Origin of the sequence: Bdellovibrio sp. ZAP7 (assembly GCF_006874645.1) — a bacterium.
Taxonomy (GTDB): domain Bacteria; phylum Bdellovibrionota; class Bdellovibrionia; order Bdellovibrionales; family Bdellovibrionaceae; genus Bdellovibrio.
The window spans coordinates 3,138,814-3,161,729 of sequence record NZ_CP030082.1 but is presented as its reverse complement, the minus strand read 5'-3'; the positions used below and the strand labels follow the sequence as shown (position 1 = coordinate 3,161,729).

The window sequence follows — 22,916 nt, the reverse complement described above, 5'->3', positions numbered from 1 at the left end:
GGGATTAGCTCTTACGCAGTTTTTGTTTGCGCAACTGCCATTGCTCTAAAGCGAACTTACGCATGTCTTCCACGGAATCAAGTTCGTCGACGATTTCCACACCTAAAAGTGTCTCAACAGCGTCTTCCAGACTTACCAGGCCGGCGACGATACCGTATTCATCAACAGCCAAGGCAATGTGCTCTTTTTCTTTGATAAAATAATCCAGGACTTGAGACACCGTCATACGTTCTGGAATAGAAGAGATCGGAGTGACCAGCTCGCCCACGACTTTTTCATGTTGGTCGTTGGAAAGAGCTTCGTGAATTTTATAACGATAAGTCATGCCCACGATATTATCCAGGCTTCCGTGATAAACCGGAATACGAGAAAAACGCAGAGGCTTGTACTTATTAAAAACCTCTTCGACTGTCAGGTCTTTTTCCAGGGCAAAGAACACAGATCTCGGAGTCATAATGTCAGACACATAAATCTTATCCAGCATCAAAAGATTTTTGATGATGTTGGATTCTTTGTTTTTCAAAGTCCCTTCTTCAACACCCATTTCGGCAGTCATCAGGATTTCTTCGCGAGTGACTTCCGGTTCTTCGTCACGACGCTGGAACATACGTCCCAAGTATTCGGACATTAGCACCAGGGGATAAAGGCAGATGATCATCAGCTGAATAGTGTACGCCGTGAAAGGAATCAAAGATTTCCAATGAGCCGCGCCAATGGATTTCGGGATGATTTCCGAGAGAACCAAAATGGCAAACGTCAAAATAAACGACGCAAAAGTCACCGCTTCAACGCCATAGATTGCCTGCACTTGATAGGCGATCGCCGCCGAACCCAAAGTGTGTGACAGCGTATTCAAAGTCAGGATCGCGGAAATCGGGCGGTCCAAGTTATCTTTTAGATGTTCCAAAAGCTTGGCACTGCGACGGTTTTCACGAACCAGGACTGCGATATATGCCGAAGTCGAAGTCAGCAGCGTGGCTTCCAACATCGAGCAAACGAATGAGATTGTTAAAGTAGATATAACTAAAAGGACAAGTAACGACATAGATGTTTAACTAATGTTGAGATTGAAAGGGAGAATTTGATTGGCCAAAGCCTGTGGTATTCCATTGCGATAATAATAGCATGCGCCTGAAGGATGCTGTCTATAACGCGCAGGGCTAGATTCCTCAGGTGTTCTTTATCACAGCTGAGGTGGGACTTTTGACCTCTTGACCCTATCCACTTAGACTTTTGTCATATACCAAGAGGAGTTTAGAATGTTTAAAGCACTTATATCCAGCATCGCTCTGATCCTGATGGCGGCCTCCGCATCGGCTGCCGTTAAAACTGAAAACGTCGATTATAAAGAAGGTAAAACTGAGCTTGAGGGTTTTTTAGCCTATGACGACTCTGTGACGACACCAAGACCTGCCGTGATGATCGTGCACCAATGGATGGGCTTATCTAATAACGAAAAAATGCGCGCGCAAATGTTGGCTGAAAAAGGCTACGTGGCTTTCGCGGTGGATATTTATGGTAAAGGCATTCGCCCCACCACCACGGAAGGCGCAGGACAGCTGGCAGGCCAATACAAAAATGATCGCAAACTTTATCGCGCCCGCGAGATGGCCGCGTTCAATTGGCTTAAGAAAAATAAAAAGGTCGATCCAAAACACATCGTTGTGATCGGATACTGTTTTGGCGGCATGGGAGCACTTGAGTTGGGGCGTGCAGGAGTTCCAGCGGCGGGCTTTGTAAGTTTCCATGGTGATCTTTCAAATCCAACTCCGAAAGATGCTAAGAATTTCAAAGCGCCGACATTGATTCTCCATGGAGCTATGGATAACTATGTAAATCCGCAAGTGATGCCGTTCCTAAAAGAAATGGACGAAAACAAAGTCGATTACCAATTCATCTCCTACTCCGGTGCAGTTCATGCCTTCACTCAAAAAGACGCGGGCAATGATCCCAGCAAAGGTGTCGCTTACAATGAAAAAGCCGATCACAGATCCTGGGATGTTTTCATGAATTTCCTGAATGAAGTGGCTCCGGTTAAATAGCTCACTCCAAATAAAAAGCCCCGGTTCATCACCGGGCTTTTTTTTAATCATTATTTTTCTTGGACACTGTAGGGTTCAACTGAACCTTCTGAACCATCTGCTGGAACAATGAATTTGCCCCATACGCAATATTGGCGGCCGCGCTTAAGGACTGGTGATTTTGCGGATTTTGTTAGTTCAAAAAGCAAAGTTCCCAAAATTCCTGGATTGCTAAGATATTGGTCATTGGCCGGATTTGAATAAGCGCGAGATTCCGCAACAAATTCGTTTTCGCTCACGGCAATTCCACAGGCCACAGCGTTGACGTGAGATGCCGCTGCTGCGAATGCTGAAGTACTGATAGTCATAGTTACTAAAGCGATAATTAGTGATTTCATTTCAGTCTCCTTATTTAGACTTTTTTATTATTCCGTGACGATGCTAGTGATTACACAAGATAAAGACTTTCTAGCTTGGTAAATTTCGACAGTATATGTTACTCCGCTTAACGGTGAGTAAACTTGGTAAGTCGCAGAGTTATAGGAACCTTTCGAAGAAATAACACGCAAAGGTTCACTTCTGTCGCTACCCCAGCTGGAATCATCGATAAAGCTTGCTGCTCTTAATGCATCCAAAGAACAAGCTGCTCGAGCCGGAGCAGGTACATATTGAGCCAAAGCAGCCGTTGAAGAAGACAAAATCGCCAATGTAACTAATGTTTTAAGAACCTTCATAAAAACTCCTTTAATAATTGTTTTTCGCTACTTGATGCATTGTGTTGTACCCTCAATTTCCCAAAATGGGAATTTTAAATTCACAATTTGGGAATAATTATGAACTTTATGTGAACTTGGTATAAAATGTTTAGGTATGGACAAAAAATCGACACAGCGACAGATCTATTCCGAATTGTTCCCACGTGAGCTCTCTAAAGCAGACAAGCGTCGCCTTGAGATATTAGAAGGCGCCATTAAGGCTTATGCAGCCATCAGCTATGAACACGTTAGCTTTGACGATGTGGCAACCCCAGCGAAAACCAGCCGCCGCCTGGTCAGTCACTATTTTCCAGACAAAGAAGCTCTCTTTGAAACGACGATGAAATTGATTCGCGGGCAGTATCAGGCGGCCGTTATTGCGGCCTTCTCTCAGAGTAATGATCCTGACGTGCAGTTCTCTGAATACGTTCGTGCTGCGGTGGCTTGGGCGCATGAACAACCCGTGGCTTTAAGAGCGTGGATCTTGTTCTTTATGGTGTCGTCGCAGCAGGATCGCTATCGCAAGCTTCACGAGAACCTGACGAACATTGGAGCGGATAGAATTGTATCCTTCATTCAGTTACAGATCTCCGCTGACAAGCGCGAGAAATTGAACCCTGAGGATTTGCGTTTCGCTGCCAAATCAGTGCAAAGAATTATCACCGGAGCCATCATCGAAATCTGTTCCGAAAGAGTGAAGTCAGAATACAAACAGGTTGAGCAAGACGCCGTTAGGGCGGCCAAAATGATCGTGGCAGGTGTTATCAAATAGTGCACTGAAGGGGCATGCCATTTGAACTCCATAAGAGGAGAAAACCACTTTTAACCAGGTGGGTTTTAAATCGAATTTGGAGGTTTTTACCAGTGGCATTGTTTAGCCTTTATACAGCTGTTAGACAATTCATAGGAACCCTGCTGGGGGTATCACTGGTGCTACTGTGGGGATCGTTCTCCCATGGGGCTGAAAGCTGTGGTCGAATCTTTGTCGACGCCACTGAGAACTCATCTGCATTTCCACCAAAATCTTGGACCGGCTATCTCAAGTCAATGCCAGTAGCTAAAACTCCTGTGCAGCCCATGGGCAGTATTCCTCGTGAGTTTGTACAAGCTCCACGTGAAGACAGTCGTCTCTACACCATGGGAAGTAAATATTTTGCGAAATCCAATCTTGGCCGTAACGATGAATTGCCTGGGTTTATTCAGGCAGATATTCAGGCCGAGGTAGCCGCGGCCAGTACTCGTTATGAATACATCTCTTCTCACTCGCCACAAGGGGGGCCGTACACCTTCCGCACAACCGAGTGGGGTGGCGGGTTTGAAGTTCCCGATCTGCCGCGCAGAAATGAATTTCCAAATCAAGCTACCTATTCCAAAGCTTTGCACAAGTATTTAGATCGAATCGTGGCCGTGATTAAATCTGGTAAAACTTATCCCGAGTACGACGCGATATTTGATAGCCGTCGTTTAGAATGGGACGCGAGCGATCGCGCGGAGATGAAGGCGGGCGTGAATTTAGCTCGGGGTCGTAGTTACACTAAAGAAAGTCGAGTCACTGAAGTTCCAGTGGAATCCGTATCAGGTACAAATCTGGGCCGAATTGCTTTTCGCGAAGAATATGATCGTGGAGACATGGTTGTGATCGTGGTCGGAACCAAATTCGCAAGCAAGGCTCAAGTTTCTTCGGCAGCGATTGCAAAAGGTAAAGAGTTGCAAAAAAGCTGGGTGATCGAGTTGATCTCAGAAATTTACCCGGAATACGTCGAACGCCGTCACTGGGGTGAATCGTTTATCAAGGCGGACTTCTCTGAAGTTCTGGAAACTTTAAACTCAACAGACTATGTTATGGTTCGGAAGAAAGACTCTGGCGAGTTGCTGGCGGCCATGGGGCTGAATCGCGCGTCTTATGGAAAAGCCCAGATCTTTAATGCTGACGCTGGCAAATGGGTTGAGTACACAGGTAAGTTTGGTTCGACGATCTTTAACGATTATCCCACAGCGCAATCGGATCGTATCGTAGATCCGTCCTTGATACGGGAGAATAAAGTTCCCCTATTGAAAATGGAAGCATACCTAGGTGAAGGTTTTAGAATGCCTCGTCCTGCACTTGTGGAAGGCATCACGATGCAACAAGTGGGACCTCGCGTGGTGAATGGTGAGTTCGTAGGAAGACAACCAGTTTATTTGAAGGCCGGAGAAATCTATGAGCCGGTGAAGTTCTTTATGGCAAAGAGCGCAGAGTTGCGTGCGAAGGCATTAAACGAAGTATTTGCTGAAACCATTCAAACTATGTTTCCAGAGAATCGCTCTTGCGACTTATCTGTTTGTGGGCAGGCACTTTATACCTTTAATCCTAAAACTGAAGGCTCGCGTCTGTATGCAAAACGTGGCATGGGTGTGTTGACTGAGTTTCCAAGTGCCGACAAAGATGGAGTTGATTGGCATGTGTTCGGTTCTAAAGTGGAAAGTTATCTGCAAAAGTATCATGAACCTTCTGCTGCGGATAAAGAAGAAGCGGGAAGTGCCGTGCAAAGAATCAATAACTCGCGTGAATTATCCGACCGGGTTCTAGAATTTATGAATGGTTTGGCCCGATAACAGTTAACATTTGAGAATTTCTGCAGCGTTTTTTTTTCCGTTCTAAAGATTCACTATATTTCATTAGTCCAAGTGTGTCCCCTGTGATAAGCAGGGGTTCTTAATTTGGAGGTTACGAATGAAAAATCTGGTTATGGCTTTGATGATGGCTGCGATCTTTGCTCCATTCACATCTGCATTCGCAGCTCAACCCGCAGAAGGTTGCGACCCAAGAGAAGAATCTTACGAGTGCAGCGGCAACGGTGATTCTTTTGATGGTGGCAACGGTCCTTATGAAGACGGCAGTCGTCAAGATAACGACGGTCAATATGATGGCGGCGGCTACGGTGGCGGGTATGATGAAGATGGCGGTTACTATGGTGGTAACGGTTACTAATTCCCGGACAGAATTAAAATAAAAAAGGCAGCTCATCGAGGCTGCCTTTTTTATTTGTGCTTTAAGAAATAATTAATCGCGAGAGTGGGGACGTTCGTCACGACGAGATTTCCTTTCGTCGATATAATCCATCACTAAAAGAGCCACCGCATTTTCCAAAGCACCCGAAGCGCGTTTGCCGGTGGAAGCTGCTTGCGACGGTTTTTCCTCAAAACCCAGACTCTTCATCCAAGTTTTGCTGCTTAATGAATAAATCAAAACGCCAATCGAAACCACAGTCAGGCACAGATAAACGATCATTCCACCAGAGACATGGAATTCTTCATTCTTGTCCAATTGTGAAGCGATCGAAGCGATAAACAGGGAAAGTCCCACGCAACCTAAAGCCAGGGAGCCAATGACTGCCACCAACAAAGTCGTCAACGAACGCACTCGCATGGCGAGTTGTTGCGAAAATGCTTCCGCCGGTTCTTTGATAAAGCCTTTGGCGTTACCTATTAGGAAAGACAAAAGAGGTAAGATAAATTTCATCATAACTAATCCTCCCTGCGATAAAGAAGACGGGCAATCATAAAGCCTGCAAGGGCTGCAATGCCCACCGCCATCCACGGATTTTCCTTTACGGAACTTTCCACAGAGTTTTTCATTTCCACCATCTCGGCTTTTTGTTCAGAAGAGATTTTGTCGGTGAGCGGGGACGCTGCACCCTTCAGCTCTTCCATAATCTGCTTTTTGATTTCTTCGATAAGTTGATCACGATCCATGATGTTTTCTCCACAGTTTCCATCGGCGTAAAACGAGACAAAGTTTAACTTTTCCAGACCATCGCCCAGACAACATTTTTTATCGTGTTATTATAATCAAACAAATGTTTATCTATAAAAAGGAGTCGCCTATGAAGTTTGTATTTGTATTTCTGATTCTCCTTGCTGGTTTAAAAGTGCACGCCGAGGAGTCTGCCTGGAAGATCGGTATTGGAGGCGGTTACAGCCCTAATTTTTTAGTGGCTTTGAAAAACGAAGAAACTCCAACTTCGGGAACGACGACCACCAGAAATTACGACATGGAGTACTCTGGAGCCTCGGGATTCAGTCTTCATATCTGGTACGCCCCGAAAAATTCCTGGGGAGCTATCAGCGGCCTGGAATACGGGGGCGTCAGGGAATTAAAAAAGCTGACCTATAATGGTATGAGCACGACCAGTTTTGGAGCGGCCTCTCAATACCAGCAGCATAATATTTATGGCGGTACTCTTTATCGGTGGGATTCCTTTTATATCCCCTTGGCGTTGAATTATGGCGCGGTGAATTTTAAACCGGCCTCCACCTTCCTGGGCAGTTACGAAGCTAAAGGCGGCATGGGAGCGATGCTGGGCGTGGGATGGTTTATCGGAGAGCATATAGTCATCGAATATGTTGGACGCTCTTCGACCACAGAACTTAACACGACGACCACCGCCGGCACCACCAAAGGCACCGGTACGATTGCCTCCGCGATGCTCACTTTGAAATTGATGTACTAGCAACGAGGATTGTATTCTTTAGTAGTTTAGAGTTTCCCAAAATGGAAGCATACCAAAGGTCAGATTTGCCCCGCCAAATATAACGATTTGCCCATCTAACATTTCCACTGATGAATGAGAGAAACGTGCTTCGCTCAGTGGAGTACCGAAACTCCACTGGTTGTTCGACGGATCATAAATTCTAACAGCTGATTCTGCGAGACTTTGCGAGATACTTTGATTGCCACCGATGATCGCCACTTTGCCATCAGGTAAAGCTTGGGAGGTCATTGCAACAAGTGGAACATCTAAGCTCGCAACTGATGTCCACGTGTCGGTATCGGGATTATAGATTTCAACGGCGTCAGAGGGATTTCCGGTACCACCGTCGGTTCCTCCCGCCACAAAAATAAGACCCGACTTCAATCGGGAGACGGTCGGAAATGTTCGACTGATAGGCGAAGTGGCAAGGGAAGTCCATGTGTCCGTGGTGGAGTTGTATTTCTTAGTTCCGAAAGCTCCTAAGAGTAAGAACTCGGAATCATTCAAAGGATAAACAACTTCAATCGCATCAGGCGAGGGGCGGTCTGCGAGTCTGCTCCAAGTTCCCGTCGTTGGATCATAGACATCGTTTTCCAAAGGATTTCCCAAGCTGTTCACTCCACCTGTTAATAGAAGGCGTCCATTAGGTAAAACAAAAGCGGAATGAAGGTAACGCGCCCTTGGCAGTGTAATAAGAGTGAAGGCATTGGTGGTGGGATCGTAAATTTCCCCCGTAGAAGATTCACCTGTCGTCATGTTTATGCCGCCAGCGATAAAAACTTTGCCAGATGGAAGTAAAGTCGCCGTGTGATAAGCACGTGACTCTGTCATATTGGGACCCGCGATCATCGTATTTGTGTCTGGATCGAAAATAACCGACGTCTCTGTTAGGACCGCGGCCTCCGCAAGACGTTGGCCCCCCGTGAAAAGGACCTTGCCACTTTTAAGCACGGTCGATGTATTTGCTCCTCGCCCTTGCAGCAAATACGTGTTGCTTATCCAAGAGACATTCAGTTGACCTTCTGTATAAGTTTCAGTCGTAGCGACAGTGTAATTGGGATCGACCCCACCGGCCATCAGAATTTTTCCATCCGGCAGTTTCACCAAGGTACCTAAAGAGTGCACATTCGTGAAGCTCACTTTATCGGCCGTGAAAGTGTTCGCAACAGGATCATAGATTTCGTTGCTGGCGGCGGGAGCTAAAGGAGAGACATTGCTAGTTGCGCCACCTGTTATTAAGATTTTTCCACTCGGCAAAGATATTGAATTGTGTGCGCGTCGACCAATGTTGAGATTGGGTCCCGCAGTCCACGCGTCGGTGTTAGGATCATAAATTTCGCTGCTGGCAAGAATTGTCTGAGAGGAGTCTATCCCGCCCCTGGAGAGCACCTTGCCTGAAGGAAGAAGTGCAACACTTGCTTGATAACGTCCCACGGATTGGGAGGCTTTTGCTGTAAATGAATTCGTTGTCGGATTGTAAAGTTGAACGACAGCTGAAGCAGAGTTCAGCGTGGTGGTCGTAAGACCACCCACGAGAAGAATTGTGTTATCATTCAAGGTCACGGCTGTGTGTTCTGAGACTGCAGTTAGCATATTGGGACCTGCAGTCCATTGATTGGTCGTAGGATCAAAAATCTCCGTTTTATTTGAAGGTGGAAAGATTCCTGTGTTTTCATTTCCGCCCATAATGATGACTCGACCGTCTGGTAGGAGACTGGCGCTATGGCCGATACGTCCCATTGCTATCGGAGGCCCTGCGGTCCATGAGTTCGAGGACGGGGTGTAGAAAAGCGTGGAAGTTATTCTTGTCATTGTTTCATCAACTCCACCGACAATCAGAAATCGTCCATCATTAAGACGGGTGGCCGTAGACCACATTCTCTTCATAGGCAGAGTCGGGCCCGCGCTCCATAACCCCGTGGCTGGATCGAAAATTTCACTGGAATCTAAATACGTAAATGCGGTGTTGGACGGATTGGAGAGCCCTCCAGCTACAAGAACTTTCCCGTTTGGTAGTGCGAGAGTTACATGGATAGCCCGATCAGTAGCCATGCTGCCTTCAAGTTTCCAAGAAAATTTGCTGATATCAATTTTTTCAAACATGTTAACGGGAGAGGAATTTCCGTCTCTGCCATTCAATAAATATAAGTAATCGCCAGAAGGATTTGCTGTGTGCAAAGTCCGCGGACCATTTCTTAGAGTGCCCAGTGAAGACCAAGTATTTGAGCCCGCATTGTAAATAAGGGAATCATCCAAAGCTGCGGAAGCACTGTTGTTAGAAAAGCCACCTGTGACGATCACCTGATTGTCCACGGCAGTTGCAGTATGCCCGTAGCGGGCGGTGGACAAACTTGTTCCAGACGAAAATGAACCGGGTGAAGAGGGATCAAAGATATTCACGAGTGGGGAAGGATTGCCAGTGCTCGCAATACCGCCGATTACGACCACTCGACCATCTTTTAAAAGTGAGGCGGTCAAATAAGCCCTACCTGTTGTTAAGGTAGGGGCAGCTCCCCAAGTCGGTGCGCCCATGGGATCATAAATTGCGGTCGTAGTTAAAACCACCGGTGGGTTTTGCCCGCCTACAAAAAATACTTTCCCGCTGTTCAATAAAACAGCGGCGTGATTCATGCGTGGCTCGGGTAAATTTGTTCCGGCTGAACTCCAAGAACTTGTTGCTGGATCATAAATCTCCATGGAGGCAGTGAAAGACCCTGCACTGGTGGCGCCGCCAGCAATCAAGACACGACCGTCTTGCAACAGTGTCGCGGAATGATCTGAACGCATCACGGTCATTGTGCCTGCAGAACTCCAAGTGTTCGTTGACGGATCAAAGAGTTCAGCCGTCGCATAGTAGGTCGATTGATCAGATCCACCAACCACCAAAATTTTACCATTACCAAGCAAAGTCGCTGTATGACGAGCGCGAGCCTGCGCAAGGGGTGCAGCATCGGTCCACCGAGAAGTCGTGGGGTCAAAAATCTCCACGCTCTTGAGGGCAGCAATGGATGAGTCTAATGAGACGCCACCAATTACCAAAATGCGACCATCTTGCAGAGTGGTTGCAGTATTGCGAACACGACGATTGCTGGGATAAAGGGATCGAGAGGCTTTGGAAGAATAAACTCCGGGTGCCGGCGTATCGACTGAAGGTAAAGTGATAAGCCCATCGTACAGGTTTGCATCGATGGTGCAACCCACGCAAAATGCCAAGAATATGAGTAGAGAAAGAAATCGTACAAAACCACTCACGTACATATGATTACTTATCGGAGTTTTGGATATTTTGTTGACCCAAACAACAGCTTTGGGAGCATCTCACTTTGAGATTTTCAGATTGTTGTTCGGGATATGTCCTCGAACTATTCCGAAACTGCCAACGTCGTGGACGGCATAGCCTCGCCCTGAGAAAATGAACGATTTTCGACCTAGTAATTTATTTTTTAGTTAGCCTTAACTTTATGAACAAGAAAGTTCTCACACTCATCGCACTGACGCTATCACTAGCAGCCTGTAACGGAGGCTTCGAAGCAGCCTCCGTATTAGGAATAGATTCCAGCCAGGGCGCCGGTGGCGGCAGCGTAACTTTACCAAGCGCGGGTAGCGACGGTTGCTACAACATGGATGCAAACACATGCCTGGTATTCAAAGCCACAAACACCCAACGCGCAGCCAACGGCCTAGCAGCCCTCGTATATTGCCAAGCCTGCACCGAAATGGCCTATGAACAATCCAAAGACATGAGCGACAAAAACTACCTAAGCCACGACCGCTCAAACGAAACCTTCGCCCAAAGATGCAAACGCTTCAACATCCAATCCGGCTGCGCAGAAAACATAGCCCAAGGCTACGCCCCAGAGAGTGTGGTAACAGGCTGGATGGTAAGCCCCGCCCACCGAGACAACATCCTAAGCCCAAATTATAAATCTCTAGGCATAGGCCTCTACAACGGCTACGCCACCCAAGTATTCTACACCAACACCAACCGCTAATCCGCTAAGCTTCGCCTTCGCTAAACAAAAGCGTGACGAACTCCCCAGGACGCCGAACGAGTCCCATTCTCCCAAAACCACAAATGCAGTTCGCACCGCGAACGCAGAACCAAAATCCCCGCAAACACCGGGGATTGTATTTTACCTTTTTACCGAAAAAGTCGTGCGAGGCGGGGACCATTGAAGAAGGCTGTGCGCAGTGCGGCCTCGGTGGCGCATGGATGCGCGAACCCGCCATAGGCGGGCACCGTTGAGCCTGGAAGGCGTGCCGCACGAAGAACAGCCTTCTTCAATGGGCACCGACTCGATCCCGATTCCCCGGGAAAAAGGCAAAAAAAAGCCCCGGTGTTTCCACCAGGGCTTTGAATCTCTAAGTAAGAGAAAGAACTACTTTTGCTCAGCTGCGCGCTTAGCTTGGTATTTCTTAACAAGCTCTTCTTGGATGTTACGAGGTACAGCAGCGTACTTCGCGAATTCCATAGAGAACTCACCTTTACCTTTAGTTGCAGAACGAAGGTCAGTTGAGTAACCGAACATTTCTGTCAATGGAACTTCCGCCTCGATAACACAGTTACCGTCGAATGCAGTTGTACCAACGATAGAACCACGGCGTTGGTTGATTTGACCAACCGCTGAACCTTGATATTCGTCTGGAACTACAGTTTCAAGCTTCATGATCGGCTCAAGAACTGTTGGTTTAGCTTGAGGATAAACTTCACGAAGAGCAGCCATCGCCGCAATTTTGAAGGCCATGTAAGAAGAGTCGACGTCATGGTATGCGCCGTCTTCCAACTGAACTTCAACACCAACGATCGGGAAGCCGATCAATGGACCTTTAACAGTTTGCTCTTTGAAACCCTCTTCAACAGCAGGGATAAATTCTTTAGGGATACGACCACCGACAACTTTGTTGTCGAATTTGAAGACTGCGCCGTCTTCTTGTGGAGGAAGAGGTAGGATTTTACCCACGATCTTCGCGTATTGACCAGAACCACCCGTTTGCTTTTTGTGAGTGTAATCGTAATCAGCTGCTGCAGAAATCGTCTCACGGTAAGCAACCTGAGGTTGACCAACGATAACTTCACAGTTGAATTCACGTTTCATACGCTCAACGTAGATTTCCAAGTGCAACTCACCCATACCAGAGATGATAGTCTCATTTGATTCCTCGTCACGAGCAACGCGGAAAGTAGGGTCTTCCTTACGGAATTTTTGCAACGCTTTAGAGAAGTTATTCGCAGCAGTTTTGTCCTTAGGAGCAACTGCCAAAGAGATAACTGCATCTGGAACGTGCATAGATTGCATAGATGCCTGGATTCTGTCGTCACAGAAAGTGTCACCAGAAGCACAGTCGATACCGAACAATGCTACGATGTCACCAGCGTAAGATACGTCGATATCTTCCATTTTGTCCGAGTGCATACGAACCAAGCGAGGAATCTTAACAGATTTCTTGTTCACTTGATTGATGATGAAATCACCTTTGCCCATTTTACCTTGGTAAACGCGCATGTATGTCAACTGACCGAATGGAGTTTCTTGAAGTTTGAACGCCAAAGCAACCAACGGTTTCGCTGGATCTGGGAACAAGTCAAATTTTTCTTCGTTCTTGTTAAGATCAAGAGCTTGCTCTTTTTTCTCGGCAGGAGACGGAAGGTAGTACGTAACTGCATCCATCAAACGTTGAACGCCCTTGTTCTTAAATGCGGAACCGCAAAGAACTGGAACTAGTTTCAAGCTGATAGTGCCTTTACGGATAGCTGCACGAATTTCTTCAGTCGTTGGTTCTTCTTCCATCAAGAATTTTTCTTCGATAGCAGAGTCAACGTCAGCCAATTTACCGATCATGATTTGACGGTATTTTTGAGCTGTTTCAACTAGATCTGGTGGGATCTCAGTAACGTTAACGTTTTCACCGTTATCGCCTTCGTTGATGTAAGCTTTCATGTCAGTCAAATCTACGTGACCTCTGTGTTGATCTTCCAAACCGATTGGGATTTGGATCATCACAGCGTTCAAGCGCAATTTTTCGATCAAAGCGTCAGTTACACGGTATGGGTTCGCACCTTGGCGATCCAATTTGTTAACGAATGCCAAACGAGGAACGTTGTAACGTTTCATTTGACGGTCAACAGTGATGGATTGAGATTGAACGCCGGCAACGCCGCAAAGAAGAAGGATCGCACCGTCAAGTACGCGAAGAGAACGTTCAACTTCAACTGTGAAGTCCACGTGCCCCGGTGTATCGATCAAATTGATAGTATAATCTTTCCAGTGAACTTGCGTCGCCGCAGACTGGATAGTGATACCTTTTTCTCTCTCAAGATCCATGGAATCCATTGTTGCACCAACACCGTCTTTACCACGAACTTCGTGGATGGCGTGGATACGGCCTCCATAGAACAAAATACGCTCAGAAGTCGTCGTTTTTCCCGAGTCGATGTGAGCCGAGATACCGATGTTTCTGACCATATCAATATTCCACTTTTTGGACATAATATTACCCTTCTTAATTGGTCGTTTAAGACTTAGTTACTAATTTGAAAGTACTCGAATTATCATCGATTACATATAGATGCAAATGATGGGGCCCAGAATATAACATTGACACGGCGCAACCTCAATGGCTCGGAACGTGCCTGTTTAGGCTGGGTTAGCGTAAGCTTGGTGGCATGATGGACCTCCACGATCTCCTGATTAGGAACTTCGAATTTAGCACTTTTCGCGGCGAACAAGAAGCGATTTTAGGCCGAGTATGGCAAGGCGAAAACCTCCTCGCGTTAATGCCCACGGGCATGGGAAAATCCCTTTGTTTTCAGTTCCCTGCGAAAATCCGAGAAGGCCTAGTAATCGTCATTTCTCCGTTGATCGCTTTGATGCAGGATCAAGTGTTTAAGGCCAAAGACCTTGGGATTTCGGCCACTTGTCTAAACTCCGCTTTAACGCGAGATGAGCGGGAAAGCCGTCAAGACCGGTTGGCTAAGGGCGATTATAAACTTCTTTATGTGACTCCCGAGCGTTTTCGCAAACCTGAATTTTTAAAAGCCATCGAAGGCCGTAAAATCCAACTTTTGGCGGTGGACGAAGCCCATTGTATTTCGCAGTGGGGGCATGACTTCCGCCCCGATTATTCCAGAGTGGGGGAGTTCAGAGCTTTGCTTGGAAACCCTCCGACACTGGCGTTAACGGCAACGGCCACACCGGAAGTTCAAAAAGATATTCTGACTAAATTAAATATTCCGGATGCCGAGATTATTTCGGCGGGCATTGAAAGACCGAACTTGGCTTTGCGAGTTCACGATTTATACGGCATTGACGATAAAATCCGCGCGATCGTGGGACTTCGTTATCAACAACCGGGCTCCGGTATCGTTTACTGCTCGCTGATTCAAACGTTGCGTAAAATTTCGGCAGAATTGAATCGCGCGGGAGTTCCGCATTTGGTTTACCACGGCGATCTTTCGCCGCAGGATCGCAAGCGCAATCAAAAAGCATTTATTAATGAAGATGCACCTTTGATGTTGGCGACTCCCGCATTTGGCTTGGGCATTGATAAACCCAATGTGCGCTTGTTGGTACATGCGGAAATTCCCAGTGCGCTCGAAAGTTATTTTCAGGAAGTCGGTCGCGCGGGTCGTGATGGGCAGGAATCTTTTTGTCATCTTTTGTATGATCAGGATGACGTCAGTATTCAAATGGAATTTTTGAAGTGGTCTCATCCAGAACCAGAATTCATTTCTAAAATATATGATCTGATCGAACAAAATCGCTTGCGTGTAAATCAGGAAAAATTTGATTTCCTAAGAGAACAAATGAATTTCCGCAACCGCCGCGATTTCCGTCCCGAGGCCGCCGTCAGTATTTTGGAACGTTGGGGTTGCCTGCAAAAATCCGATGATCCATTCCCATATCAATGTATTCAAGCTCCAACAGCCGAGCAGTTTGCAGCTGAAAATGGTCCGGTAATTTTGAAGGCACAAAATTCAAAATTGTTAGAAATGGTTCGGTGGGCCACTCAAGATAAAGAGTGTCGGATGAATTACATCTATCATTACTTCGGACACAAACACGAAATTCCGTGCGGCAAGTGCGACATCTGTGTAGATAATCAAAAATAGACGGGCCGCGCTTCTCGGCGTGTGTGAGGTCGTATAGATTAAGCCTTTGTGGATTTTTTAAGGAGGATCTATGTTGTTATCGTTCTCAAAAGCCCTCATCAGAGCAGCTGCTCTTTTCACCGCCCTGAATCTGCACGCTGCCGAAAAGTTGCCGCTCGATAGATTAAAACTTCCTCCGGGATTTGAAATTTCAGTGTGGGCAACGGTTCCCGATGCGCGTTCGATCGCCCAAGCGCCAGGCGGAAGATTTTTCGTCGGCAATCGCGCGAAAGACAAAGTTTATCTGGTCCAAAACGGCAAGGCTCAGGTTTTTGCTGATAAGCTCGATACCCCAAATGGTGTCGCCGTTAAAGATGGAAAGCTTTACGTTGCGGAAGTGCCGCGTATACTGGAATACGCAATTCCTGGGAAAATCAACGGACCACAAAAATTCATTCGTGAATTGCCGCAAAAGTTTCCAAAAGACACGCATCACGGTTGGAAGTTCATTCGCTTTGGTCCCGATGGCAAACTCTATGTTCCCGTGGGAGCTCCGTGCAACATCTGTGATTTGGGTACAGAGTACGGGCGCATTTACCGTGTGGACGTCAATGGAACTGGCAAAGATGTCGTGGCCGAAGGTGTGCGCAATACTGTGGGTTTTGATTGGGATCCGGTCAGCAAAGATTTATGGTTTACCGATAACGGTCGTGACTGGTACGGCGAAGATTCCCCGCCGGACGAGATCAATCATCTGACAAAAGTGGGGGAGCATTTTGGTTTCCCATTCTGTCATGGCAAAAACATTCAGGACAAAGAATTCGGCAAAGGTAAAGACTGCAAAACCTTTAAAGCTCCCGAGGCCGAACTGCGTGCTCACGTCGCCGCTTTGGGAATGCGTTTTTATAACGGGAAAATGTTTCCTTCCGAGTATCAAGGCGGTATCATTTACGCTGAACACGGTTCTTGGAATCGCACGATCCCTCAAGGTTATATGGTAGGCTTTGCTCAAGTGAAAGATGGCAAGATCACCAACGTAAAACCTTTGGTGGAAGGTTGGTTGCAAGCAGGTGGCGACGTATTTGGACGCCCGGTGGATGTCGAAGTTATGGAAGACGGTTCAGTCCTGATTTCTGACGACAAAGCAGGAGTGATCTATCGCCTGACGTATAAAGCAAAAGGAAAGTAAAGTTTGGCAAGGTTCCACTCATCAGTCGATTTTCCAGATCCGCGCGATACGATGGCCGAAGGAATTTTGGCCGTCGGTGGAAAATTAGATGTCGGAACCTTGTACACGGCTTATTCCAAAGGAATTTTTCCTTGGCCCCAGGTCGGCTTTCCGATGCTGTGGTTTTCTCCTGAAAAACGCGGGGTTTTAATTTTCAAAGAGTTTCACGTGCCTGAAAGTTTGGAACGCTTTCGTCGTAAAAATCCGCAGATCACCTATACGGTTAATAAAGATTTTGATCACGTCATGAGCGAGTGTGCGAATCAGATTCGGCCGGGGCAGGATGGCACTTGGATCTTACCGGTGATGAAACGTGCCTACCATGAATTCAATAAAGCCGGCTTCGGTTTGTCCATTGAAGTTCGCGAAAACAATATTTTGATCGGTGGCATTTACGGTGTCCTGGTAGAAGGTGTTTTTAGCGGTGAAAGTATGTTTTATAAAAAACCCAACGCTTCCAAATTAGCTCTGTGGTTTTTGGTTGAACATTTGACTCAGCTTGGACATGAGTGGATGGATGTGCAAATGGTCACGCCGGTGGTGGCGCAATTCGGGGGACGTTTGATTGATCGTGAAGATTACCTACGAATGCTGGAAGAGCGACATCTGGAAGTCGAATAGTCAGCCGACACAGTTATTCTAAAAATAATTGCGAATTATCAAAACAAACTGCCTGTGGTTGGTTTCCCTCACATTTTTGCGCAGAATGAGTGCAAAGCGATAAAATCAGGAGGAACTATGCGCACAGGACGTGTGATAGGATTGCTAGTCTTACTGTTTTGCATTTCGACGTGGATCACGATCTCCGAAGCCCAAGAAAATCTTGCCCGTTCCAAGTGCTCTTTGTTTCGAGCGGGGTGTTAGAGCGGTATGTCGCTTGAATCTTGACACGTTTCAGCGTAGGTTGGCTCCATGCCATTACTTAGTACCTATAAGCTCGAAAAATCATTCGCGGGAAAAACTCTATTTAAAAACGTCAGTCTGGGGATTGATGAAGGCGACCGCATTGGTTTAGTCGGACCGAATGGGGCTGGTAAATCTACGCTTCTAAAAATCATCGCAGGTCGTATGAAGCCTGACGGTGGTGAAGTCACCATGAACAAAGGTTTGACGATTGGTTACCTGGAACAAACGCCTTCCTTTGATCCTGGCGTTTCGATCCTGGATGCGATTATGGCGGACAACGATTACAACGAAGTGATCGGACCTGCTTATGAGTGGATGGCTCGTTTGGAGCTTTCTCAGTTCGGTGACACGTTCCTGGTGGAAGATCTTTCCGGTGGTTGGAGAAAACGCGTGGCTTTGGCTCGCGAACTTGTGCGCAATCCGCAGCTTTTGTTGCTGGATGAGCCGACGAATCACTTGGACGTAACAAGTATCATGTGGCTGGAAGAATTTTTGGCCAAAGCTCAATTTGCAACTTTGATTATCACCCATGACCGCTTGTTCTTACAGCGTGTGACGAACAAGATCTTTGATTTGGATCCTAAAAATCCGAACTATCTGTTTGTGACCTTGGGCGATTATTCGGCCTATGTGGAATCCAAAGAATTGATGATGGCGGGTCAAGAAGCCAAAGAATTGACGATGAAGAACACTCTTCGTCGTGAGACCGAGTGGCTACGTCGTGGGGCGAAGGCCCGTTTGACGAAGCAAAAAGCCCGTATCGATCGTGCCCACACATTGAAAGATGACGTGTCGGACTTGGTTTCGAAAAACGCCAACCGCACAGTAAAAATTGAATTTAAAGATGCCGATCGCAATCCTCAAAAGCTGATCGAGCTTTCTCATATCACCAAAGCTTATGATGACCGTCTGTTGTTTAAGGATTTTACTTACTTGATAAATCCAAAAACCCGCATGGCTTTGTTGGGGGATAACGGGAGTGGTAAGTCCACTTTGATTCGCATCATGCTTGGGCAAGAACAGCCGGACATGGGCGAGGTCAAGCGCGCCGAGAATTTGAAAGTCGCGTACTTTGAACAAAACCGCGAGACTTTGAATCCCCAGCAATCCGTTTTGAAAAATATCTGTCCTGATGGTGACTATGTTCACTATCAAGGTTCTTACGTCTATGCCCGCAGCTATTTGGAGCGCTTCCAATTCAATCGCCAACAAATGGATATGCCAGTCGAAAAACTGTCAGGTGGGGAGCAAGCCCGTCTGCGTATCGCTCAATTGATGTTGAATGAAGCGCAAGTTTTGATTCTGGATGAGCCAACGAATGACTTGGACGTGCAAACTCTGGCGGTATTGGAAGAATCTTTGCGCGAATTCAATGGTGCCGTGATTTTGGTAACCCATGACCGTTACTTTATGGATCAGGTGGCGAAAGACATCATCGCTCTTCATAAAAATCCAGATGGCAATATGACGATGGAACGTTTTGCCGGATTCCTGCAATGGGAAGAGTGGTTTGAGGATCTAAAAGAGATCGAAGCCACTAAAAAACAGGAAGAAAAGCAAGAGGCGAAAGCCGCTTCCGGGAAACCTAAAAAGCTAAGCTTCAAAGAAAAGTTCGAGCTGGAGAATATGGAAGCGACGATTGCGGGTCTTGAGGAAAAGCTTCAGACCGCGCAAACCCAAAGCATGCTTCCTGAAGTCGCTAGCAACGCCAAGAAGGTGCAAGAGCTTTACACCGAGATCGCGACTCTGCAAAAAGAGATCGAACGCCTCTACGACCGATGGTCGCAATTAGAAGGCAAATCCTAACAACTTGGTTCTCGGTACTGCGGTGAAGGCGACAAGCCAAAGCCTGCAGTTCCGCCGACACGCCGTCCGGGCTCAGCCGTGGCTCGCCTGCGGCGAGTGCGCGCCGTCGTGGCGCCCACGGAGGTCGGCTGCATGCAGGCTTTGGCTTGCCGCCTTCACCGCAGATCGGAATTTTGTCTTAGGATTTCGCTTCTAATTTTGCTGGGAGAATTTGGGAAAATAAAAAACCCAGCTTGTTGAGAGCTGGGTTTTTGTTTTTAGGCTTTAGATCTTTTCGATATTAGCGGGAAACGTTGGCGCATTTCGCTGGGTATGTTTTGCCGCGTTTGAAGTACATTTTGCCTTCAAAACCGAAGTTGTTGCTGGAGTACTCTGCAACATAGTCGCCGTCTGCAGAAAGAGTGCCTTTGAATACAGTCACATAGCCATTTGTTTGGCCCGTGTACTTACCGTCAAGGTTAAGGGCTGCAGGAACCAAGTCGTCGCGGTATTCGCCGCTAAGAGCCGCTCTTAAGAACTCGTCTGGGTCGTCATTTCTTAGGAATGTTCCAACCAAAGTGGGACGAGTTGTTTTGTCTTTTCCGACAACTTTCTCTTCGAACACGGACAAAGTCATTTTCGCTTTGTAGTTCGGAACACCTCTTTGAGTCATGTCCTTCGTTGTGATCACACAACCATAGTACATACCAGAGATCTTCGCGTATTTTTGGCGAAGACGGTCATAGTATTGTTCGTCAGAACCGTTGCCACCGTTCGATGAACCACCGATGACGAATTTCAAAGACATGCGACCGATGATGCCAGCTTTAGATACAACCACACCATTCATGATGCCGTCTTTAATAGTTGCCGTAATTGAATGAACGTCATCGTTATTGATATCTTTAGCAGGGTTCGTAATCGTCAGTGTTCCCAGTTCAGCAGTATAATTGGCTGACAAGCCAGTCATGGATGCAGATGACGGGGAGATACGAGTGTATACCGCTGTTTGAAGGTATTGGTTGATTGCGGAGCCATCGTCGTTCTTGGCGCCAGTTTCTACTGAAAGTCCAACCAGCTTAATTTCAATAACTTCAGTGGCACCGTTTTCACGGATCAAGTTTCCTTGGTAGGAACCTTCCACTTTGGAAAAGATCGCGGCAGCGCGAGCATTTTCTTCAGCTAGCTTTTTGTTTCTTTTGTTAGCGCTTGACTCGTCATTGTTGAACGCGCAAGCAGCCAGGCTTAATACGCTCAAAGTTAAAATAATTTTCTTCAACATAAAATCCCCTGCCTATTTCTTGTCTTCTGACGGCTGTTCGTCAGGAATAAGTTCGTCCCTTGCTGCTGCCCACTCATTTAGAGCGATGTGGTAGTTACCTACTGCAGTGATGTATTGAATCTCCGCTGTAAATGAGTTGTTCAGAGCAATGATCAAATTATTAATATCAGTTCTTCCTTGAGAGTAGGAACGGTTCAATTCCGTGACTGCTTTCTCGCGGAAGCCTTTTTGCTTCTCGGCGCTTTGGGCAATCGAGTAAGCCGCTTGAGCCTTACGCTCAGCTTGTGTGTTCGCGTCCACAACTTCCACCATTTGACGTTGCAAACGTGTTTGTTCCAGATCGCGATTCAATTTGTTGTAAACGATACGTTCGTTTTGGATGTCTGATCCAAAGTTGTAAGCAAATCTCAAACCGATGTAGTAATCAGGACGAGAGCCGCCAGTCACTTCAGAGTAAGAATCCTCCGATTTTTCACCCACGCCCGTCGTATAAGCTTTACCCACAACATTCAAAGTCGGGTAAGACAAAGACTTGGAAGCGGTTAAGCTTTCTTCTGCGGCAGAGACTTTCAATTTTTGCGAACGGATCGCACGCAAATCTTCAGTGGCTTTTGGAGGCAAGCTTGGCATAGCCGGAAGCGCGGCACTCATTTCAAATTTCACTTCAGATTTTGGATCTAGAGCTAGTGCCGTCAAAAGATTCTCAACAGAAGCTAGGTAATCTGTCGAAGTCAGCTTCACAGTTTGTTCGCGAGTTTCAAGTTCGGCTTGAGCTTGCGGCAAGTCTCCTGGGTTGGAGTAACCCAAAGAAGTTTTTCTGCGAACTGTCTCCACAAGTTTTTTATAGCGGTCACGAGCGCTGACGGCCTCTCTGAAGTTTTCCTGAGCGATATATGCCTGCCAGAATTGGCGAACAGCTTCCAACACCACGTTTTCTAAATCATTCGCACGAAGGATTTCGGAAGCTTGGTAGTTTTGTTCTGCTGCATTCACAGTCCCACGGTCAGCCACACCGAAGAAGTTACCCAAGATCGCTTGCTCAAGGATGATCCCTGCGCGATCCAAAGTTTGATTGCTCGGAGGAGGCGTTGCGATTGCTGAATCATAGTCTGCGTTTAGGGACAGGCGGTTTAGTTCAAGCGTTGCCAATGTTCCTGTCGTGAAAGGCTTTTGCAACGAGAACGTCGTGTTATAGCGCTCGATCTTGTTGTGTGGATCCAGCGTAGGTGATGTTAAAAGTTGCGCTTGCTTGTCCTGCTCGTAACCAGTGGCTGCATTAAGAAGCCAATCGTACCTAGCCAGAGTTTCAGCATAGGGAAGCTTAAATTGTTGATACTGAAGGTTTACTTCTTTGGTGCGGTAGCCTTGCTGTAAAGCCAACTCTGCCACTTTTTTCTGTGTCAGAGTGATGACTTTAGGCGCGGCAACAGGTTGTTGCGCCCAAGCAGTCGAAGTTGCACAAAGAAGAAGAATGATTTTTTTTACCATGACACTCTAGTTCCTAATTCAAAGTTGTCTTTTTCAAGAGCGATTTCCTGATTTTGATCACGCAATTCTCTTTGTGACCATTCAGTGAAAACCGACCATTTTTTTGTCAAACGGAAGTCTAACCCATAGTTCATCGCCAAGTAAGAAGCTTGTTTGGAGAAGTGCGCAAAATCGTTTGAAGAAGTTTGCGTGTAGTTCAAGTTTCCATATTGCGGAGTGAACGTTAGTGCCAACCAAGATACTTTCGCGTGGCTAATATTCAAAACCGGTCCAAGTGATGCCATCGTCGTGTTTAAACGTGCGTCATCAATTGTTGCGCCGGAAGGCAATGTTACCGCCGCATTTTGTGTCGCCATGGAAGCATCGAAACGAACGCCACCGCTGATCAAAATATTTTTTAGGTTCCATTCAGGTGTCATCACGCCGAATGTGAGGCCCGGCATAAATGTTTGATCATTTTGGCTCAAATCAAAAGTTCCTGCAGTTTCAGTTGTCACTGTTCCTTTAGCTTGGAATTGCTGAGCTGTGAAACCTGCGAAGTATTGCCAAGGACGTGTGACGATTTCTGGTTTTGGATCTTTCAAAACCAACATTCCAGTTGTCTGAGCATCGGATGCATATTTTTGAGCTGTACCTTTGGCAGAAGTTTCTGCAAGAGCAGCATCTCTTAGGGATGTGGAAGTCGCTTGCGACCAACCAATTGCGGAAACGAACGTTAGAGTAGCGAACAAGAATGAACTCGCGTAACGAGCAGTCGACATGAAAGCCTCCAGAAGTGGCACTATTGCCGAAAAGAAATAGTCCGCCAGACCAGTCATGTCAATCACTGATTAGCCACCTAAGTATTG

The 22,916-nt window shown here is 46.7% G+C and carries 20 protein-coding genes; 10 read left to right on the top strand and 10 right to left on the bottom strand.

From position 1 onward, the window contains the following. Positions 1-4: 4 nt before the first annotated feature. Positions 5-1,045 (bottom strand): CNNM domain-containing protein, encoded by a 1,041-nt coding sequence (locus DOM22_RS15200; protein WP_142701194.1) that lies wholly within the window; start codon positions 1,043-1,045, stop codon positions 5-7. 214 nt (positions 1,046-1,259) lie between these two features. On the opposite strand from DOM22_RS15200, the gene DOM22_RS15195 reads away from it, so the two are divergent. Further along, on the top strand, positions 1,260-2,042 hold the full coding sequence (locus tag DOM22_RS15195; RefSeq protein ID WP_142701193.1) for a dienelactone hydrolase family protein: 783 nt from the start codon (positions 1,260-1,262) through the stop codon (positions 2,040-2,042). 50 nt (positions 2,043-2,092) lie between these two features. Here the strand turns inward: DOM22_RS15195 and DOM22_RS15190 are convergent, their stop codons facing one another. After that, positions 2,093-2,419: a hypothetical protein gene (locus tag DOM22_RS15190; RefSeq protein WP_142701192.1), complete on the bottom strand. Its 327-nt coding sequence runs from the start codon at positions 2,417-2,419 to the stop codon at positions 2,093-2,095. Positions 2,420-2,446: 27 nt separating this feature from the next. Further along, on the bottom strand, positions 2,447-2,755 hold the full coding sequence (locus tag DOM22_RS15185; RefSeq protein ID WP_142701191.1) for a hypothetical protein: 309 nt from the start codon (positions 2,753-2,755) through the stop codon (positions 2,447-2,449). A gap of 136 nt (positions 2,756-2,891) precedes the next feature. On the opposite strand from DOM22_RS15185, the gene DOM22_RS15180 reads away from it, so the two are divergent. The 3 genes from DOM22_RS15180 to DOM22_RS15170 all read left to right on the top strand — a co-directional run bounded on the left by DOM22_RS15180 (position 2,892) and on the right by DOM22_RS15170 (position 5,747). Next, a complete protein-coding gene (locus DOM22_RS15180; protein WP_142701190.1) occupies positions 2,892-3,548 on the top strand; it encodes a TetR/AcrR family transcriptional regulator in 657 nt (218 codons plus the stop codon). A 92-nt stretch (positions 3,549-3,640) separates the two neighbouring features. Beyond that, positions 3,641-5,371 carry a hypothetical protein gene (locus tag DOM22_RS15175; RefSeq protein WP_168196674.1) on the top strand — a complete coding sequence of 577 codons (1,731 nt, stop codon included), beginning with the start codon at positions 3,641-3,643 and terminating at the stop codon, positions 5,369-5,371. A gap of 118 nt (positions 5,372-5,489) precedes the next feature. Then, positions 5,490-5,747, top strand: a complete 258-nt coding sequence (locus tag DOM22_RS15170; protein ID WP_142701188.1) for a hypothetical protein — start codon at positions 5,490-5,492, stop codon at positions 5,745-5,747. Positions 5,748-5,819: 72 nt separating this feature from the next. Here the strand turns inward: DOM22_RS15170 and DOM22_RS15165 are convergent, their stop codons facing one another. Both DOM22_RS15165 and DOM22_RS15160 read right to left on the bottom strand, forming a co-directional pair. Next, complete coding sequence (locus DOM22_RS15165; protein WP_246845679.1) at positions 5,820-6,281, bottom strand: hypothetical protein; 462 nt, start codon at positions 6,279-6,281, stop codon at positions 5,820-5,822. Positions 6,282-6,283: 2 nt separating this feature from the next. After that, entirely contained in the window at positions 6,284-6,511 is a 228-nt protein-coding gene (locus DOM22_RS15160; RefSeq protein ID WP_142701187.1) for a hypothetical protein, read from the bottom strand. Positions 6,512-6,642: 131 nt separating this feature from the next. Here DOM22_RS15160 and DOM22_RS15155 point away from each other — a divergent pair, with 131 nt between their 5' ends. Beyond that, positions 6,643-7,269: a hypothetical protein gene (locus tag DOM22_RS15155; RefSeq protein ID WP_142701186.1), complete on the top strand. Its 627-nt coding sequence runs from the start codon at positions 6,643-6,645 to the stop codon at positions 7,267-7,269. Positions 7,270-7,287: 18 nt separating this feature from the next. Here the strand turns inward: DOM22_RS15155 and DOM22_RS15150 are convergent, their stop codons facing one another. Continuing rightward, on the bottom strand, positions 7,288-10,491 hold the full coding sequence (locus tag DOM22_RS15150) for a kelch repeat-containing protein (RefSeq protein WP_210415639.1): 3,204 nt from the start codon (positions 10,489-10,491) through the stop codon (positions 7,288-7,290). 260 nt (positions 10,492-10,751) lie between these two features. On the opposite strand from DOM22_RS15150, the gene DOM22_RS15145 reads away from it, so the two are divergent. Then, positions 10,752-11,282, top strand: coding sequence for a CAP domain-containing protein (locus tag DOM22_RS15145; RefSeq protein WP_142701184.1), 531 nt, complete (start codon positions 10,752-10,754; stop codon positions 11,280-11,282). Between the two features lie 387 nt (positions 11,283-11,669). On the opposite strand, the gene fusA is transcribed toward DOM22_RS15145, so the two are convergent. After that, positions 11,670-13,778 (bottom strand): elongation factor G, encoded by a 2,109-nt coding sequence (gene fusA, locus DOM22_RS15140; protein WP_142701183.1) that lies wholly within the window; start codon positions 13,776-13,778, stop codon positions 11,670-11,672. A 176-nt stretch (positions 13,779-13,954) separates the two neighbouring features. On the opposite strand from fusA, the gene DOM22_RS15135 reads away from it, so the two are divergent. The 4 genes from DOM22_RS15135 (at position 13,955) to abc-f (ending at position 19,319) form a co-directional block, all read left to right on the top strand. Continuing rightward, on the top strand, positions 13,955-15,400 hold the full coding sequence (locus DOM22_RS15135) for an ATP-dependent DNA helicase RecQ (RefSeq protein WP_142701182.1): 1,446 nt from the start codon (positions 13,955-13,957) through the stop codon (positions 15,398-15,400). A gap of 70 nt (positions 15,401-15,470) precedes the next feature. Next, complete coding sequence (locus DOM22_RS15130; RefSeq protein ID WP_142701181.1) at positions 15,471-16,568, top strand: sorbosone dehydrogenase family protein; 1,098 nt, start codon at positions 15,471-15,473, stop codon at positions 16,566-16,568. A gap of 3 nt (positions 16,569-16,571) precedes the next feature. After that, positions 16,572-17,228, top strand: a complete 657-nt coding sequence (gene aat / locus DOM22_RS15125; RefSeq protein WP_246845678.1) for a leucyl/phenylalanyl-tRNA--protein transferase — start codon at positions 16,572-16,574, stop codon at positions 17,226-17,228. Between the two features lie 291 nt (positions 17,229-17,519). Then, entirely contained in the window at positions 17,520-19,319 is a 1,800-nt protein-coding gene (gene abc-f, locus DOM22_RS15120; RefSeq protein WP_142701180.1) for a ribosomal protection-like ABC-F family protein, read from the top strand. A 280-nt stretch (positions 19,320-19,599) separates the two neighbouring features. Here abc-f and DOM22_RS15115 read toward each other — a convergent pair whose 3' ends face one another. Genes DOM22_RS15115 through DOM22_RS15105 form a run of 3 tightly spaced genes read right to left on the bottom strand, consistent with a single transcriptional unit; the run spans position 19,600 to position 22,829 of the window. After that, complete coding sequence (locus DOM22_RS15115) at positions 19,600-20,580, bottom strand: hypothetical protein (RefSeq protein ID WP_142701179.1); 981 nt, start codon at positions 20,578-20,580, stop codon at positions 19,600-19,602. A 12-nt stretch (positions 20,581-20,592) separates the two neighbouring features. Next, complete coding sequence (locus DOM22_RS15110) at positions 20,593-22,068, bottom strand: TolC family protein (RefSeq protein ID WP_142701178.1); 1,476 nt, start codon at positions 22,066-22,068, stop codon at positions 20,593-20,595. Then, positions 22,062-22,829, bottom strand: a complete 768-nt coding sequence (locus DOM22_RS15105) for a hypothetical protein (protein WP_246845677.1) — start codon at positions 22,827-22,829, stop codon at positions 22,062-22,064. Before DOM22_RS15105 ends, DOM22_RS15110 begins: the two co-directional genes overlap by 7 nt. Positions 22,830-22,916: the final 87 nt, after the last annotated feature.

Coding starts and splice junctions, on each gene's coding strand:
- DOM22_RS15115 (WP_142701179.1), bottom strand. CDS start 20,580: ATGTTGAAGAAAATTATTTTAACTTTGAGCGTATTAAGCCTGGCTGCT.
- DOM22_RS15110 (WP_142701178.1), bottom strand. CDS start 22,068: ATGGTAAAAAAAATCATTCTTCTTCTTTGTGCAACTTCGACTGCTTGG.
- DOM22_RS15130 (WP_142701181.1), top strand. CDS start 15,471: ATGTTGTTATCGTTCTCAAAAGCCCTCATCAGAGCAGCTGCTCTTTTC.
- abc-f (WP_142701180.1), top strand. CDS start 17,520: ATGCCATTACTTAGTACCTATAAGCTCGAAAAATCATTCGCGGGAAAA.
- DOM22_RS15200 (WP_142701194.1), bottom strand. CDS start 1,045: ATGTCGTTACTTGTCCTTTTAGTTATATCTACTTTAACAATCTCATTC.
- DOM22_RS15105 (WP_246845677.1), bottom strand. CDS start 22,829: ATGTCGACTGCTCGTTACGCGAGTTCATTCTTGTTCGCTACTCTAACG.
- fusA (WP_142701183.1), bottom strand. CDS start 13,778: ATGTCCAAAAAGTGGAATATTGATATGGTCAGAAACATCGGTATCTCG.
- DOM22_RS15145 (WP_142701184.1), top strand. CDS start 10,752: ATGAACAAGAAAGTTCTCACACTCATCGCACTGACGCTATCACTAGCA.
- DOM22_RS15170 (WP_142701188.1), top strand. CDS start 5,490: ATGAAAAATCTGGTTATGGCTTTGATGATGGCTGCGATCTTTGCTCCA.
- DOM22_RS15135 (WP_142701182.1), top strand. CDS start 13,955: ATGATGGACCTCCACGATCTCCTGATTAGGAACTTCGAATTTAGCACT.
- DOM22_RS15185 (WP_142701191.1), bottom strand. CDS start 2,755: ATGAAGGTTCTTAAAACATTAGTTACATTGGCGATTTTGTCTTCTTCA.
- DOM22_RS15160 (WP_142701187.1), bottom strand. CDS start 6,511: ATGGATCGTGATCAACTTATCGAAGAAATCAAAAAGCAGATTATGGAA.
- DOM22_RS15180 (WP_142701190.1), top strand. CDS start 2,892: ATGGACAAAAAATCGACACAGCGACAGATCTATTCCGAATTGTTCCCA.
- DOM22_RS15165 (WP_246845679.1), bottom strand. CDS start 6,281: ATGATGAAATTTATCTTACCTCTTTTGTCTTTCCTAATAGGTAACGCC.
- DOM22_RS15190 (WP_142701192.1), bottom strand. CDS start 2,419: ATGAAATCACTAATTATCGCTTTAGTAACTATGACTATCAGTACTTCA.
- DOM22_RS15195 (WP_142701193.1), top strand. CDS start 1,260: ATGTTTAAAGCACTTATATCCAGCATCGCTCTGATCCTGATGGCGGCC.
- DOM22_RS15155 (WP_142701186.1), top strand. CDS start 6,643: ATGAAGTTTGTATTTGTATTTCTGATTCTCCTTGCTGGTTTAAAAGTG.